Annotated in this window: 12 protein-coding genes and 1 pseudogene; 7 read left to right on the top strand and 6 right to left on the bottom strand. The window is 46.2% G+C overall.

The genetic code is table 11. The annotated features are described in order from the left end of the window. The first annotated feature begins 100 nt into the window (after positions 1 to 100). From B5F38_RS10965 to B5F38_RS10985, 5 genes are all read left to right on the top strand, one after another. Complete coding sequence (locus B5F38_RS10965; RefSeq protein WP_081354129.1) at positions 101 to 1,375, top strand: DUF3575 domain-containing protein; 1,275 nt, start codon at positions 101 to 103, stop codon at positions 1,373 to 1,375. Beyond that, positions 1,372 to 2,418: a DUF5119 domain-containing protein gene (locus B5F38_RS10970; protein ID WP_074704834.1), complete on the top strand. Its 1,047-nt coding sequence runs from the start codon at positions 1,372 to 1,374 to the stop codon at positions 2,416 to 2,418. Before B5F38_RS10965 ends, B5F38_RS10970 begins: the two co-directional genes overlap by 4 nt. Before the next feature lie 54 nt (positions 2,419 to 2,472). Further along, positions 2,473 to 3,513: a fimbrillin family protein gene (locus B5F38_RS10975; RefSeq protein WP_087409334.1), complete on the top strand. Its 1,041-nt coding sequence runs from the start codon at positions 2,473 to 2,475 to the stop codon at positions 3,511 to 3,513. Positions 3,514 to 3,673: 160 nt separating this feature from the next. Beyond that, a complete protein-coding gene (locus B5F38_RS10980; RefSeq protein ID WP_087409335.1) occupies positions 3,674 to 5,833 on the top strand; it encodes a fimbrillin family protein in 2,160 nt (719 codons plus the stop codon). 220 nt (positions 5,834 to 6,053) lie between these two features. Then, a complete protein-coding gene (locus B5F38_RS10985; protein ID WP_241147854.1) occupies positions 6,054 to 7,226 on the top strand; it encodes a hypothetical protein in 1,173 nt (390 codons plus the stop codon). A gap of 60 nt (positions 7,227 to 7,286) precedes the next feature. Here the strand turns inward: B5F38_RS10985 and B5F38_RS10990 are convergent, their stop codons facing one another. The 4 genes and pseudogenes from B5F38_RS10990 to B5F38_RS11005 form a co-directional block, all read right to left on the bottom strand. Continuing rightward, the gene (locus B5F38_RS10990) at positions 7,287 to 7,658 is read right to left on the bottom strand and encodes a DUF4405 domain-containing protein (RefSeq protein WP_074704839.1); all 372 of its coding nucleotides are present in this window, start codon (positions 7,656 to 7,658) and stop codon (positions 7,287 to 7,289) included. After that, positions 7,658 to 8,044, bottom strand: a pseudogene (locus B5F38_RS10995) (NifB/NifX family molybdenum-iron cluster-binding protein); the annotation flags it as partial. The pseudogene B5F38_RS10995 and the gene B5F38_RS10990, both read right to left, overlap by 1 nt. A gap of 52 nt (positions 8,045 to 8,096) precedes the next feature. Next, on the bottom strand, positions 8,097 to 8,777 hold the full coding sequence (locus tag B5F38_RS11000; RefSeq protein ID WP_074704842.1) for a 4Fe-4S binding protein: 681 nt from the start codon (positions 8,775 to 8,777) through the stop codon (positions 8,097 to 8,099). A gap of 93 nt (positions 8,778 to 8,870) precedes the next feature. Further along, positions 8,871 to 9,797 (bottom strand): hydrogen peroxide-inducible genes activator, encoded by a 927-nt coding sequence (locus B5F38_RS11005; protein WP_074704844.1) that lies wholly within the window; start codon positions 9,795 to 9,797, stop codon positions 8,871 to 8,873. Positions 9,798 to 9,897: 100 nt separating this feature from the next. Between B5F38_RS11005 and B5F38_RS11010 the strand changes: the two genes are divergently transcribed. Beyond that, positions 9,898 to 10,092, top strand: coding sequence for a 4Fe-4S binding protein (locus tag B5F38_RS11010; RefSeq protein WP_074704847.1), 195 nt, complete (start codon positions 9,898 to 9,900; stop codon positions 10,090 to 10,092). A 454-nt stretch (positions 10,093 to 10,546) separates the two neighbouring features. Here B5F38_RS11010 and B5F38_RS11020 read toward each other — a convergent pair whose 3' ends face one another. Both B5F38_RS11020 and B5F38_RS11025 read right to left on the bottom strand, forming a co-directional pair. Beyond that, a complete protein-coding gene (locus tag B5F38_RS11020; protein ID WP_074704852.1) occupies positions 10,547 to 11,767 on the bottom strand; it encodes a permease in 1,221 nt (406 codons plus the stop codon). Between the two features lie 94 nt (positions 11,768 to 11,861). Then, positions 11,862 to 14,132, bottom strand: coding sequence for a TonB-dependent receptor (locus B5F38_RS11025; RefSeq protein ID WP_241147858.1), 2,271 nt, complete (start codon positions 14,130 to 14,132; stop codon positions 11,862 to 11,864). A gap of 1,481 nt (positions 14,133 to 15,613) precedes the next feature. Here B5F38_RS11025 and B5F38_RS11035 point away from each other — a divergent pair. After that, positions 15,614 to 16,099, top strand: a complete 486-nt coding sequence (locus B5F38_RS11035) for a hypothetical protein (protein WP_074704860.1) — start codon at positions 15,614 to 15,616, stop codon at positions 16,097 to 16,099. Positions 16,100 to 16,234: the final 135 nt, after the last annotated feature.

Below are 16,234 nucleotides of genomic sequence, written 5' to 3' on the forward strand. Positions count from 1 at the left end.
AAACGTGGTAAGATGAGGTACTTCTGCAAGGAGTAAAAATTGTTGGGCTGTAAATTCATTCTCTTACGAAGAAGAGAAGTAGTAAAATAAGAATATGCACATGAGAGGTTTAATAGTATCAGCGTTCATGTTGCTCGGATGCATCCAGGCGTTCGGGCAAGAGAGCCGGAAGGAGGTCTGTATCGGATTCCCGGTCGGCAACTCGACACTGGACACGGCTTACGGCAACAACGCCGCGCGCCTGTCCGAAGTGGTGTCGTTTCTGGAAAGTGTGAAAAAAGACAGCACGCTCGAATTGGTCGAGGTGTCTTTCTGCGGTTCCGCCTCACCCGAGGGCGGCTTTGCCATAAACAGGGAATTGGCGGAAAAACGCCGCAATTCGCTGGAGCGTTATGTACGTGAACGCGTATCGCTTCCGGACGGCATCATTTCACGTCCCGAGGGATTTATCGCGTGGGAACGCCTCGCGGAGTTGGTCGAGGTCTCCGACATGCCCCACAAGGAAGAGGCGGTGGACGTGTTGCGCAACGTGCCCGAATTTACCTATAATAATAAAGGTGTATTGGTTGACAGCCGCAAGAAACATTTGATGGAGCTGCAATATGGCCGTACCTGGCATTACATGCACAAGCATTTCTTTGACCAAATCCGCAATGCCAGTGTCATTCTCGTGACAGTCCGTCAAAAACCGGTAATCGAGGAAAAAACGGTTATCAAGGAAGAGCCGGTCGTGCCGGCTCCTGCCGACACGGCAGCCGTTGTGGAGAAAGCGGACACGGTCGTGGCGGTTTCCCCCGAAACCTCCAAACCTTTCTACATGGCCCTCAAGACCAACATGCTCTACGACGTGCTGGCCGTTCCCAATATCGGGGTGGAATTTTACTTGGGCAAGAACTGGTCAATCAGTGGCAACTGGATGTACGGCTGGTGGAAGAAGAACAGCAGCCACCGTTACTGGCGCATCTATGGAGGTGACCTTGCCGTGCGCTACTGGCTCGGGAAGAAGGCCCATGAAAAGCCGCTCACCGGACATCATATAGGCATATACGGGCAGGCGTTCACTTATGACTTCGAGTGGGGAGGCAAAGGTTACATGGGCGGTGAACCCGGCGGAACGCTTTGGGACAAGACGAATTACGCGGCAGGCGTGGAATACGGTTACTCGCTGCCCGTTGCAAACCGCCTGAACATCGACTTCACGCTTGGCGTGGGCTACTGGGGAGGAAAATACTACACGTACATACCCTTGGACGGCCACTATGTATGGCAGGCCACTAAAAACCGCCATTGGTTCGGTCCCACGAAGGCGGAAATCTCTCTGGTATGGCTTCTCGGAAGAGGCAACAGCAACAACAAGAAAGGAGGCGTGAAATGAAAAGGATATACACTGTAATGGAATACGTTCCCCTGCTTGCGGGAATGCTCATGCTGCTTTCGTCATGCGAGCACAAGGACTTATGTTTTGATCACGACCCGCATGCCCCGAAATCGGAGGTGCGCATAGAAGCGGAATATGAAAAAGAATGGCAATACACCTATGAGAATGGTACGGATTGGAAAAACTTCCCGACTTGGCAGGAATCCTTCGGTATAGAATACGACGCGTTGCGACCCGGAATACCGGATGGATTGCGCGTGCAGGTGTACAACGCGGACGGTTCGGACGAGATCATCAACATAGCTCCCGAAGGGGATGTCGTTTATATGCGTCCGGGTGAACACTCCCTGCTGTTCTACAACAACGACACGGAATACATCGTGTTCGACGAGATGCAGTCGTTCGCTTCGGCAAAGGCCACCACGCGAACCCGTACCCGTTCCTCTTATCTCGGTAATTCTTATATGGACACGAAAGACGAGAACACGGTGAACCAGCCCGATATGCTTTACGGCAGTTACATGGAGTCATACGTGGCGGAACGCTCGACCGAGACCGACGTGATACCTGTCACCATGCACCCGCTGGTGTTCACCTATCTGGTACGTTACGAGTTCAGCCACGGGGTGGAATACGTGTCTCTGGCACGCGGAGCCTTGGCCGGTATGGCGCAGGCGGTATGGCTGAACAGCGGGCACACGTCTGATGAAGCCGCTACCGTGCTGTACGATTGTACGGTGGAAGATTTCGGCACACAGGCTTTGGTGCGTTCTTTCGGAATACCTGATTTCCCTAACGAACACTACGGAACAAGGGCCGAACGTAAGTACGGGCTGAATCTGGAAGTACGCTTGAAGAACGGAAAAATCAAGTCGTTCGACTTTGACGTGACCGACCAGGTGGCGGCACAGCCGCAGGGAGGTGTCATCGTGGTGAAGGGCATCGAGATATCCGATGAAGAGGGTACGGAAGGCGGCTCCGGCTTCGACGTGGACGTGGAAGACTGGGGAGATTACGAGGACATAGAACTCCCTCTTTGATTTGCATAGAGAGTTATCAAAACATTTTTTATTCACAATTTAATTTTAATCAAAATGAAGAAGTTATTTATGATTGGTTTGGCAGCAACAGCCATGTTGGCAAGCTGCAGCAACGACGAGACAGTGGAAATGGCCCAGCAGAAGGCCATCGGTTTCAGCAACGCGTTCGTGAACAACGGAACACGCAGTATCGTGGACCCGAGTTTCACAACAGAAACTTTGGAAGACTTCGCCGTGTACGGTTTCACACAGGCAGGTCAGATCTTCAAGGGTGACAAGGTGTATAAAGGAGGTTCTGCTTCTACCGGATGGTCATACGATGTATTGCAGTACTGGGTTCCTGGCAACACTTACACTTTCGGTGCCATTGCTCCTCACAGTGTAGCGACAAATGTTTCCGATGTAGCATTGCCTGAAAATGCCAAAAAGGTAGAAATGACGGTTGCTTTCACCAACACTGATGCAGATCAGGTTGACTTGCTTCACGCAGAGCCCGCGCAAATTGCCGGAACAGAAGTAACAGAGACATACAAAACTCCTGTTTCCATGACATTCAGACACCAGCTTTCAAAAGTGAAATTCTCGTTCGAGAATGCAGTGGGTGAGGGTTACAATGTAAAAGTAAGCAATATAAAAATCATGGATGCTTACACGAACGGTACTTTGACAGTAGCCGCTAACGGTAACACTTGGAGTGCTCAGGCAAATAACACTCTTGGATTGGACTTCGGTAATGTAGTAGCCGACGATGCTACCGCTGATGAAGCTGCCGTCATTGCTAACACTGCAACTCTTGAAAGCTACAACGAAAAGCTGATGATCCCGATGGATGCTACCGCTACATATACTGTAACTTTCACGGCAGAATTGTATCAGGGTGACGTATTGTTGGGTTCTTACAACCACGAAGTAAAAATCGAGAATGTTGAGTTCAAGCTCGGTTACTGCTATGATTTCAAGGCTTCCTTGACTCATGAAAATATAACAGACAAACCGCTTAATCCTATCGAGTTTGATGTTACCAATGTTGAAGATTGGAACGAAACTGACATTGACCAAGAATTGGACGTTCCCACAACCCAGAGCGGCAACTAATCCAACATCTTTCATAAGACCGGTTTAGCATCGTGTATTCCGGAATTATCATCCATGGAATAGACGATCTACCTACAGGGTGTAAGGGGTTGAATGTCCCCTTACACTCACTAACAGCCGGGGCGTATTGCTTCAGGCAAACAAATATAAAACAGAAGAAATGAAGGTACATAAGAAAAATCCGAGTTGGATGGCGGGCGGCATGGCGACGATGTTGCTGTGCACGCTACTTTTCTCGTGCAATAACGAGGACTTTCTCGAAAGCGGGAATCCGGAGAAAGCCTGTGACAACATTTGTTTTGGCATATCGTCCGATAAGAACGTGCAGACAAGGGGATATGCCGGTAGTGATGACGAAGGATATACCGCAGACCGTTTCGTGTTGCGGTCGGACGACTCGGCAGACACGCTTTGTGTCCGTGCCATCGTTTCGGACGGCATCAACGTGTCCGGCTTCGAGGGCGAACAGGCCTTGACACGCGCAACGCCTGTTGACAAAGACAATTTCTATGACAAGTTCCATGTGCTGGCATACTGGAGTAAGAATGGGGCATCCGTTGACCAGTTCTACATGAACACGAATGCTTCCAACTCGGCTGCTTCCGTTGGAACAGGTGCTAAATGGAGTACGGAACAAATATACTATTGGCCGGGTGCAGACCATTCGTTCCAATTCTATGCCTGGGCACCGACGGATGCCGGTGGCTTGACCACTCCGTCCTCTCCCCAAGACAAGTCTCTTGCATATACCGTTCCTGAAGCCGCTACCGACCAGAAAGACATCGTGGTGGCTACCACCAATGAAATACAAGGTGACAACAATGCGGCTGTGCCTCTCACCTTCAAACACATCTGCACCGCCGTCCGTTTTGCCGTGGGCAGCCAGATGCAGCCCGGCTCTATCAAGAGCGTGGCTTTGAAAGGTGTCAAGAATGCCGGAACTTACGATATGGCTGGCGGTACATGGTCTATTGGTAATGCGACTGTGGATTTCTCGCAGACCTTGAACAAAGAGACTACCGGAACTGAAGCTAACGGAGACGCGATCACCAGCCCGGAAGGTACCTTCATGATGCTGCCGCAGACATTGCCTGCAGGGGCAACGGTAGAAGTTGTATTTGTCAATGCCAATAATCAAGAACGTACCCTTACAGCTTCCATCGGAAATACGGAATGGACGATGGGAACCACCGTAACTTACAAGCTGTCCATTACGCCGGAATATGAACTGGAGTTCTCGGATATCCCGTCAGAAGTGGATGCTCACTATGACATTATCCCCATAAAAATAAACGCCAAAGACGTGGAAGGAAATTGGACAATAACGTCTAATCAAAATTGGGTAACTATCAAGTCCGCTTTGACTTCATACGAGAAAGATGGTTATTGGCTGAATGCCACAACAGGTAATTATTCTGACTACTGTTCTTCAGAAGGAGTGGCTGTTGAACGCCAACAGACTTTGGATAAATTAGGTAATGGTGAGGTGGAACTATATTTGTTCGTGTCAGAAAACAGCTCGACTGCCGACCGCACAGTAACGCTCACCCTTAGTAAAGACGGAAGAGAAACCGCAACAATTGATGTCGTTCAGAAATGCCCGAATTGGCAAGGAAACCTTGGTTGGGAAGTTATCGAAGAGAACTTGACACTTCCTTATGGATTTAAATGGGATAGAAAAGTTACTTTACAAAAGACCTTGACTGGTAATTGGCTGGAGAAAAATATTGAAGAGTGGCTAACCAAACAAGCATTTAAAGTTCAACCAACTGATTTTCTTGAGTGGCTGGGGTCTCTATTACGGCCTACATTGGTAGATTATGTAAACATTGCCAGAAGTGGTGATGTCATGACAGTTGTCGTTGATTATAGTAACATAGCCAATGTGACATCTGCGATGTCTGCAACTGATGGTCAGGCTAACACATGGAATCTGTATTCTAATGTTGGAGGAGCATCCTTCGAAGGAGAACAAAATTTGATTAATAGTGGCTATGCAATTGTAAGTGAAAGCGGTTCGAATGAAGATACCAAGAACTTTGCCGCTCTGTATGCGGTTAAGTTGAATGCTTTTGATATACATAAAGGAGGTTCAGGAAACCAAATAACTTATGCTATCATACCTGAACAAACAGATATTAAATGGTATCTTCCGGCAATTAATCAGTTCTCAGATGGTGCTGGCTTGAGTGGCCAATACTGGTCATCAACGGCCAACAATGACAATAACAATGCAAATGCTTATTCTTGGAATAGTTCATCGCAAAGTATACCAAGAATGGATTTGCATAAAGTTCGTGCCGTCCGTCAAAAACCCTAAGATTCATCCTTAACCAAATAGTATCTACAACCACTAAGCAAGCCAACTATCTTCTGTAAAAAGGAAAGTTGGCTTGCTTGTTTAGTAGCCTAATACACAAAGCCAAGAAGTTGTGAACCTTCCCGAAAACAAAGAACCCCTATGCAACCGTTCCCGTGGCATCCGTCCGGAGACGGAAGAGAAATACCGTCAGGCAATCGAACTGTATCGTTCGACACGATTGTCCTGTGCGGAAATCTGCCGTATCAGCAAAGTGACGGTTTCGGGATTTCAACGCTACCTTTCTCTGTATCACCGCCACCTGCTATTGGCACGTTACGACATTACTTGTGACAAGGAGGAAGCCTGTCACATCAAGTTGAGCCAGCTTCGTGGGCAGCTTCCCGCTACCCGGGCCAAATACAAAGACGCCATTGAAGCATGTGGAAGTCTGGACTATATCGAATGCAATGTGTCGCAAATCGCCCGCCGGTTCGGGCTGAACGGTACAAACCTTGGCAGGCAGCTACGCACGCATTATCCCGGAATCATCGAGTGGCGCGAGAAGGTGCGCAAACGTTTAGGCTTAAATGACAACCTGCCGCGCGGTACGCGGCAGGTGTGTATGGAACAGTATACCGAGGCAGTGAAACTATTACGTGCTGACCGTTATATCACGGTTCAAGAGGCCGCAGAGCGTTGCAACGTCTCCTACTCGGGATTGGAACAACATTTGATATTCTACCACAAGGAGTTGGTCGAAAATCGCATCAAGATAAGAGAACGGGCTGTAAGACAGCAACGCAAAGGCAAGATAACGGGACGAGGGACACTTCATGCCCCTACCCCTGAAACAATCACGAAATACGCGGAAGCATTGCAATTATACCGTACCACACCCATGTCCGCCCGAAAAATAGCCAAACAGACCGGCGTATCGGTAAGAGGTTTCTACGACTACCTGCAAACTTGGCACAAGGACTTGATTTGTACGCGGAAAGGTATCCCATACGAGGAAGGCAAGCCCGTGGACTGGTCGTCTGTTCGGAAATATAACCCTGCCACTGCTGCCAAATACGCTGATGCCATAGCCCGACTGAAAACTGGTGGAAAGACTACGGCAGAAGTAGCCGCCGAGTTCGGCCTGCATCCCGAGTGCTTCCGTCAATACCTCAAGGAACATGAGCCGGAGCTGCACGCCAGGTTAGGCATGAAAAAGACGGAAAACGGCAGAGTAATGGCACCTCATAGCATGGAGAAATACAAGGAGGCCTTGAACTTGTATGAAACGACCTCGGAATCCTTGAAATCTATTGCCCGCCGTTTCGGGCTGAACGATTGTTCGCTGGGACAATTCATCAAACGCCATTTCCCCGAACTTATAGAACACCGTAAACAACGGAAACAAGTATAATCAACTCCTGCTTTATGAACAGAGAAGCCAACTTATTGATGATAGGCTGGCTTCTCTGTTTTAATAGAACATATAGAACCAGGGCACTATCGTTATCAACAACAGCATCAATAAAAACACATAAAGCACCATTCGTAATGTCCGGTTCGGACATTTCCTCTTAAAGAAAGCCGATACTATTTTTAGATGCAACAGGATGTGTACGGCAAGCAGAACTATCAATGCCACTCCTGCCCATAGGTGAACATCACCCCATCCATGCCTTCCCAATCCACACAAATGCGAACACCATGAATCGGTCCCGTGCATTCTGACGGCATGGCGGGAAGGAATGACAACTTCCAAAATGAAACCGCTTATGCTAACCAACGCCATCGCAACCAACATGGCAAGGTCAATGACAATATTGACCGGCATCTTACTTTTTAACATTATTCCCTGTTATTATGTCCATGACATTCATGATGATGCTCATGGGATGAACAACCTATACCGGAATCGGTGATTTTCCCATTCAGATAATCGGTTACAACATGCTGGATATTCCCGGAGCAGCCTCTTACTACTTTTATGTTGTGGGAAGTAAGGACATTCAAGGCTCCTTGTCCCATATTCCCAGCCAGCATCACGTTGACCCCCATCTTCTCCAACTCTCCTGCTATGTTGGACTTGCATCCGCATCCTTGGGGAGAAGGAATAATCTCGTTACTCACAATTTGATTGTCTTGCCCTATTGTCAAGACCGTGTAATACTCGCAGTGACCGAAATGGTTGTCAACCATGTTTTCTCTGGTCGGAATTGCAATTTTCATCATAATCTATTTCTTTATTAATGTTATCGACATATAGTGTTCACGCTATATTTATAAGTTATGGCTTCATTTCAGGAACTTTCAGAGGGCATCCTTTGATGCAACGTCCGCACTTGATACAATCAGGATGGAGGAATCCGTTTCCGTCGTTCCTGCTCTCGTATGGCTTTAATTGCATGGGACATACTGCGGAACAGAGTTTACATTTGGTAGTACACTTTTCTCCCACGATTATTCGACGGTAGCTGTCGGGAAGCCTGCCGCTACGAGGCGACGCCCACGCTGACAGCGTTCCCATCGGACAAAACGAGCACCATGTGCGCGGAGCGTAAATAAAAGAAAGAGTCACGCCTACAATAGTGGTAATCAGTATGATTGTCCAGAATACACGTCCCATGTCGTTCCAGTCTCCCCAGGCCCGGTACATCTGTATGCCGAACATGGTGAAGATGAACATCACCATGAAGATACGGAATCCTTTGGTGCGTACAAATGCCGGAATAGGTTTGTGCGGTGAGTATTTCGTCAGTACACGGTCATAGAAGTTACCACGTGGGCAGGCATTGCCGCACCACCACCGTCCTTTGCGCACGGCAAACGCGACAGGTGCTATCATACAGATAACAGCAAGGAAACCGATTACCGGATAAAAGTAACCGACAACAAGATACACCAATAGTATCCAATATAGCGAAAATCCCTTTTGAGGAAGAGAACGAAAAAATTGTTTATGTGCCATGTGTTTTCTAACTCATTGTTTCAAGGCACAAAGTTACGCAATTACCCACATCGGCACAAACGATAAAACAGATGCCTTAATCGATTTTGTCAATCAAAGTATGATTGAGAATTTTTTAAGCCTCTTATTGATCATGGCAGGAGGAATAACTGTCCTGATAGCATCGGCAAGGATATTAAGCAGCCGTTCACGCACGAAATTACGATGCACCACAAAGGCAATCTCACGGCTCGGTTCGGGATTGGTAAGAACACGGACATTGGCTTGCTGGCATTTCCTAAGAAGCGGTACATGAAGTTCCGGAATGATGGCATATCCTCCGTTCTCGTCAACAATCTTTATCAGTGTCTCCACGCTGCCAGCTTCATAAACGGCTTGGTGCTCTGCCCTATAATTGCAAAAGGGAAAAACACCGCGATTGGGGCAATAGCCCTCACGAAGTACCCACACGCTTTCCACAGGAAGCCGGCCTGTCTGCAAATCAGGGTCATTATAAATAGGTTCGTCCGGAGAGACGTATGCCATAAGACGTTCTTGATAGACCGGTATTTCCAACAGGTCGTCGTTATTAAGCGGTGTCGCCAAAAGTGCGATATCAAGTTCTCCACGTTCAAGTTGTGAAACAAGGGTTGATACCCGTGCTTCCTCGACATGCAATTCTATGTCCGGATGATTGATGGACAGGTATTTGAGCATTTTCGGTAATAAATACGGAGCGACCGTAGATGTAATGCCGAGCGACACTTTCCCGACAGATTCTCCTTTTCGTGTAGCCACCAGCTCTTTAACCTGTGCTGCATTGAACAACAGCAGCTTTGCACGGCTGATAATTTCTTCGCCGACAGCGGTCGGCTTCACCGGATGGCTGTTACGGTCAAATATGGTTACATCAAGCTCAATCTCCAATTTTTGAACAAGCGATGATAAGGTTGACTGTGAGATGCCGCATGATTCCGCGGCTTTTGCAAAATGGCGGTATTTGTCAACCGCCACGATATATTCCATTTGCTGAAGTGTCATATAAGATCGGATTACGTTCGATAATTTCGATGCAAAATTAGATAAAATCTATTTTGTGGAACAGAATTATTGGACTAATTTTGCAAAAAAATAAACGGCTATGATACAAGTAAACAAGAAAACATGCCCTCACGACCATATTTGTCCGCTGATTAAAGCGTGTCCGGTCGGAGCAATTTCACAGGATTCCGAAGGATACCCGGTAATAGATTATGCCCTTTGCATCGAGTGTGGCAAATGCGTGAGAAAATGTCCTATGAAGGCAATGGAACAAATAGAAGGAGACAAACGATAAATCGTTTAAAAAACGTTATTCAATTGTTATGTCACTGGCTTTCACTCGATTCAAACAATGGCTTGACAGGCTGTCGTTCCGTACAGGCATAGTAGTGGCAGCACTTTGTGCAATCTGTTATATCGTTTCGTTTGCCCCAATATTGCTTCCCATATCGGCAACAACGAAAGGTGTATTATGGGCGGTGTTTTTCGGACTTGCCAAAACATTTCAATATGCGGCACTGCTCATTTTAGGGACTGCCGGTTTAACTCGTATTAAAGCCATATTCAAATGTCCAAAATAGATTAGACGGCCATTAATAAACACGAATCGTGATTAATTACAAAAGAAAATATTATTGTTATCGGGCAGCCCTCGAAAAGAAGGTAATACCGCTCGAATTTTAAGAATAACACAAAAGTGCTTGAATATCATTATCAATTACTTACAATGTAAACAGGTACAATTTTATTCACTGAAACACATCGAATCCGGCATTTCTGACAGCAGCGACAATATCAGCAGTGTCGTGTTCTCCTTCAACTACCGCTTTCCCGGTAGAGAGATTAACATCTACTTGTTTTACACCTTTAATTTCACTGATACATTTTATTACGGTTGCCTGACAATGGGGACAGCTCATTCCTTTAATTGTATATTCCTTCGTCATAGTTGAATGATTTATATTATGTCGTTTATATCTTTTGATAAAAGTGATTATGAGCAGCACAAGAAGAATGGCAGAACACATGGACGGAAATACGCTGAACCCATGTTCGTGTCCGGTCATGGCATGCTTGCTACTAACATCAAACCAATGGGCCGGTAGCAAATAATCTATGGTTAATCCAAAAGCAATTGCACCGAGAACAATCGAAAGCAAGTAGATAATGGCTGTCTTACGCCCCATTTCACGAATTATCAAAGCAAAAGAGGCGAAATTGGCGGCAGGACCGGCCATTAGCAATACAAAAGCCGTTCCGGGTGAAAGCCCTTTAAGCACCAAAGACAATGCTATGGGAATAGAACCTGTAGCGCATACATACATCGGAATGGCGATAATCAGCACAGCAATCATCGATAAAAGGGGACGGTTGCTAAAAATGGAAAAGAAGTCGGCAGGGACATACACCGTAATCAAGGTCGCTATAATCAATCCTATGACAAGCCACCCACCGATGCTTCCGACAAGATCTATAAATCCATAGCGCAAGGCTTTAAAACATTTCACACTGAATTTTGTGGGTTCATCCGGAATTTCGCATTGGCTTGTACAGGCATCCTCAAGAGTATCTTTTTCTGATTTGCCGACTGCCACACCTGCGAATACGGCGGTTATCAATGCCGCGAACGGGCGAAGAATGGCAAATGCCGGTCCTAACAATGACCATGTGGCTGCAATACTGTCCATCCCTGTTTGCGGAGTGGAAACGAGGAAAGATATTGATGCAGCCCTTGAAGTTCCATTCCGGCGCATGGCGATTGCTGTAGGCAATACACCACATGAGCATAAAGGTAAGGGAACACCTATTGCGGCCGCCTTAATCACAGATTTCCAGCCTGTACCTGATAAATGGTACGCAAGTGTGCGCTGCGGGATGAATGCGTGCATTATACCCGCAATAAAAAAGCCCAATAGGATATACGGTGACATCCCGTTAATAATAAACAGAAAAGTATTCAACAAGTTCATAAGTGTTTCAGTTCTTTAGTTTTCGAGTTTGTCGGTTTGCATGTATTGTCATTCAATAATTTGCAGACCAATAAACTCGTTTATATAGCAAACATTAATAGCTCAGTTTTACCCCTACAAAAAACGAACGTGGCATTCCGGGGCCGTATATATATCCTGAATCTCTATCAGCTCCCTTGTCAAAGTCGCTCTGATAAGCGTTGAATATGTTCTGAAGCCCCGCATTAAGTTGAAGAGTCGTACTCTTGTACAGGTTGAAGTCATACGATGCCTTGAAGCCCAAATCCATGAATTTCTTGGTTTTCTCCGTCCGGTTCGTTTCTATATAGCCGGAATGATGTTCCACGAGCATGGAACCTGTATATGTCCCGGACAATGCGATATTCAACGGCTTTATGGGCGTATAGGTCATGGTAAAATATCCGTAAGTATCAGGGGTGCGGAACATCCTTTTCTCTTCTGCCACTCCTCCGTCATCCCATGAACGGGCGTCCTTATATTTGGCGTTCTGGAGAGTGAATCCAGCCTGTAATTGCCATTTGTTGCGCCAGGCCAGTTTCCCTTCCAACGTCATGCCATATACGTTTGCTCCATTCTCATTGCCCCGTTCCAATATGATAACGCCGTTTTCCTGGCCGATTTCGGTTAGCGCGAACACATCGTCTATATCGGTAAAAAAGCCCTCTATAAGGAGATTCCCTTGCCAGTCTCCCCAACTGTGGTACATATCCGCCGAAACACTCAGACTTTGTGATTTCTCCTCTTCAAGATTGTCGGCCAGCCGGATCATGGATACCGTCCCACCGACATTCTCTATATGAAGGTCTTCGTCAAAGGCCTGCGGGGCGCGGAACCCGAACGAGTAACTCGCACGCAGGTTGACGTTTTTATTCGGGTTGAAACGGATGTTCGCACGGGGACTGAATACCGGCTTTTCGAGCATGCTGTGCCAGTCAAGACGGCCGCCTATCAAAATTCCCCATTTGTCGTTTTTCCATTCGTTTTGTGCGAAGACGCTTCCTATCTTTGCTTTCTGTGATATGAATCTGTCATACCCCCATTGCGAGTCTTCAAGGTTATCCTGATTGTATTCTATTCCGGCGGTAAAATCGGCAGGCATGAACAAGCACTTGTTTGCGTGGTAAACATATTGCGAGCCGACTACAAATGTCAGGTCTTTCGTGGCCCCGTATGCGTTAGGATCTTGTCCTCCTCCATAATAACTTTCCCGGTCAATGTGCTGCGCTGATGCAAACGCACTCAAACGATGCTTTTCATTAGGACTGAAATAGTCGAACTTGACGCCTCCGGTATTAATGCTGTGTTTTATCTGCTCCGCTATGTTTGCCTCGTGTGCCGGGCGGTCAAGCAAATCTCCGCCCCTTCTGTGTTCCTGAAGATGGTGGTATTCAAAGGTCAGTTTTGAATAGTTGCTTGTCTTGATGTACGAACGCATACCTAATGTCTGGCTTTTAAGTTCGGGAAGTTCGGTGAACCCATCCCCATCGTGGTCGTACCCGGCTCTTTCCCTGTTTTGCCCGAATACGGCAATCCCCTTTTTATTGTCATCAGTAACCAATGACGCATTGAGCATCGTATTGTTGTCAAAAGCCTTTCCATCGCCAACACCTGTCAACGTATGTGATATTTGAGCGGAATTTCTTGTCGGCTCTTTGGTTATGATGTTTATGGTTCCGGCAATGGCGGACGAGCCAAAAAGGGCAGACCCGCCTCCACGCATCACTTCCACGCGGTCAATCATATTGGCGGGAAGCTGCTCAAGACCGTAAACTCCTGAAAGTGCTGTGAAAATAGGGCGTGAATCAATAAGAATCTGAGTATATGGACCGTCAAGGCCGTTTATCCTCACTTGCTGAAAACCGCAATTCTGGCAGTTGTTTTCCACCCTTACACCGGGTTGGAAGTTCAGCCCCTGTGCCAGGTTGCAAGAATTTGTATATTCAAAAGTTTTCATATTCATCACATTTACAAGGGTTGGAGCCATGCGGCGCGTGGTCTCGCTTCTATTGGCCGAAACGACCACTCCTTCCAGGGAAATCAAGTCTTCTTCAATCTCGAAGTTCATTTCCAAAGTCTTTCCTTTCTTCAGGTTCACTTCACGTGTTATGGCCTTATAGCCTATTGCGGAAACTTCTATTGTGAAATTTCCTTCTGGCAGATTGACAAGATGGAAGTGTCCGGTTGCATCCGTTGTAGCACCTATGGTGGTCCCTTTCAACATGACCGTGATATAGGGAAGGTGTTCTTTCGTATGTTTGTCTATCACATGGCCTACTATGTTCGCATCTGAATCTTTTATGGGATATTCGTATGAATAGGATAACTGCGGGAACAATACAAGCATTGCTCCCAATAATGCAATATATAATGTTTTCATTTTTATATTATACGGTTGTTTTGATTTGAAAAAGGCATACAAACTCTTTCCCTGTCAGAGACGATGGGGAAATCATATTAATAACATCAAAACAAGGCAGGAGGGGCGCGTAAAGAAAATGCCCCACGTGATATGGTTATAATATCGGATAATGCCGGAACAAGTAGCACCCTGATAAGAAAAAGCCATAATACGGGTATGAACGATGATTGGAAATCACCGGAAGCAAGTATGTTCGATAAAAAGAATATTGTTTCAAGACTTTGCTTGGAATGAGTATGCTCGCCTGCGTTAATGTGGGAATGAACGATAATCACCCCGTTTATCACATGGGTATGATTAAACAGAGTAATACTTCCTAAATGCACTACAAATACCAGTAGGAAGAAAAAACGAAAGAATGTTATATGTCTTTTTTCTTTTGCCAATTAAATATCAACCAATATATCTTTTTCTTTTGAAAGGTGCAAAATTACAAAAAAATCATCTCTATGCAATTAAGAAAGGACACAGAAATAACAATAAAAGCTAAAATGCAGCCTGTATGATAGAATTGTACCTAAAAAGCGGTATCTTTGTAGCAAACTCTCAAATTACATTTAAATGAAAAAGACTTTGTTATTAGGACTATTTGCATTGTCAGTTACTTGTACTGCTATAGCACTCCCAAACGATGCCGGTGACAAGAATAAAAGCAACATAGAATGTTGTTGTGAAGAATGCACTTGTAAGAAGTGTGTTTGCGAATCGGACTGTTCCGGTTGTAAAGGTTGCCTGAAAAATGAAGAATGCAGGGAACGTTGTAGAAAAGACGCCGAAAATTGTTGTAACTATCATAATAAGCATCACCGCAAGCAACATCGGGATTACAGACGGGGTGGCTGTTGTGGAAGGCGTTGTTGACAGCGATTCTCAAAGTGTTCAAACGCCTTCTTTTCTCTTTGTTCAAATTTCCCCAATATACGCCTCATTTACAGCATCGGTAATCTCGTTTTGGGGTTGTCGATGCTTTGTTTTATCAAACAGCTCTTGGTTTTCCGTATAATTGCACATCCAAAAAACGATTACCACCTGTCGCCGCTCCTTTGTTTTGCTGTAATTCTGCTTCATCGGCCACCCTTGCCGGTATGATTTTCCCATGCAAAGGTAAAGCGTCCCGTCCGGTCGCCAAGTACCACTGTGCTAACGGTCTTTGGAGCTTGACGGCAGCCTTCCCAAATCAAAGATTGACTTTCAGTCCCCCGTTTTTGAGCAGGCAGAGGCAGACGGAATGTCGCTGCTCCTTCTCGTCCTCCGGGGTGGGTATTCCGTCCAGTCTCCCGGCTGTTTACTTGTCTTATCCGTACTTTGTCCGCTGTTGATCCTGCATGTAAAATCAATCCCGACAAGAAGCCGAAAAGGCTCAATGAAAGGGAAAGAAAAAGTTTAACTAATTAAATTTCAAAGTTATGCACAGTACGATTTTTCAAATCACCAAGACACGGGTGGAAAAGGAAAACTTCCTGAACGAGGACACTCTCATGCAGGGGGACAACAGCCATTTCGACTATTGCGCCGAGATGGACGACAAGGTACGGAAAGAGGAAATCGACTATCTGGTAAACCACATCCTGCCCAAAGGAATGTTCGAGCTGACCTCAGAAGATACAATCCTTTACAAAGGAGGTGCGGATAAGTGGAAAGAGGATTTTGTCTCCGAAATCCGTAAGAAAGCGGAAGCCATCACCCCCGACAAGGTACAGGATTGGATTGGCCCCGTTTACCAACTCGAAAAATTCCTGAAAGACCCGCTGGACACCGGCTATTGGTTCTATACGGACGCGGAAGGCGTACAATCGTATGCCGAGCAGTCCTATGAGTTCCTGCGGGAGGTCTGCGACCTTGAACCGGATACTACACTTTACATTGGTGGTGTTATCGACTATCATTTCTGATACAGTCGGACAAGCATCAGAGAACTACCCGCTACACAAGTGGGCGGTGAGAAGTGGAAAGAGTATTTGCAGGGCCGATAATGCGGGTTGGAAAAAATGTGGAGCGACTTTTACATGAAATTCGCCCCACATTCC

Source organism: Barnesiella sp. An22 (assembly GCF_002159975.1).
Lineage (GTDB): Bacteria > Bacteroidota > Bacteroidia > Bacteroidales > Barnesiellaceae > Barnesiella > Barnesiella merdigallinarum.

What these genes read in the sequence shown, in the direction of transcription:
- B5F38_RS10965 (WP_081354129.1), top strand. Translation starts at nt 101, where the DNA reads ATGAGAGGTTTAATAGTATCAGCGTTCATGTTGCTCGGATGCATCCAG.
- B5F38_RS10970 (WP_074704834.1), top strand. Translation starts at nt 1,372, where the DNA reads ATGAAAAGGATATACACTGTAATGGAATACGTTCCCCTGCTTGCGGGA.
- B5F38_RS10975 (WP_087409334.1), top strand. Translation starts at nt 2,473, where the DNA reads ATGAAGAAGTTATTTATGATTGGTTTGGCAGCAACAGCCATGTTGGCA.
- B5F38_RS10980 (WP_087409335.1), top strand. Translation starts at nt 3,674, where the DNA reads ATGAAGGTACATAAGAAAAATCCGAGTTGGATGGCGGGCGGCATGGCG.
- B5F38_RS10990 (WP_074704839.1), bottom strand. Translation starts at nt 7,658, where the DNA reads ATGTTAAAAAGTAAGATGCCGGTCAATATTGTCATTGACCTTGCCATG.
- B5F38_RS11000 (WP_074704842.1), bottom strand. Translation starts at nt 8,777, where the DNA reads ATGGCACATAAACAATTTTTTCGTTCTCTTCCTCAAAAGGGATTTTCG.
- B5F38_RS11005 (WP_074704844.1), bottom strand. Translation starts at nt 9,797, where the DNA reads ATGACACTTCAGCAAATGGAATATATCGTGGCGGTTGACAAATACCGC.
- B5F38_RS11010 (WP_074704847.1), top strand. Translation starts at nt 9,898, where the DNA reads ATGATACAAGTAAACAAGAAAACATGCCCTCACGACCATATTTGTCCG.
- B5F38_RS11020 (WP_074704852.1), bottom strand. Translation starts at nt 11,767, where the DNA reads ATGAACTTGTTGAATACTTTTCTGTTTATTATTAACGGGATGTCACCG.
- B5F38_RS11025 (WP_241147858.1), bottom strand. Translation starts at nt 14,132, where the DNA reads ATGCTTGTATTGTTCCCGCAGTTATCCTATTCATACGAATATCCCATA.
- B5F38_RS11035 (WP_074704860.1), top strand. Translation starts at nt 15,614, where the DNA reads ATGCACAGTACGATTTTTCAAATCACCAAGACACGGGTGGAAAAGGAA.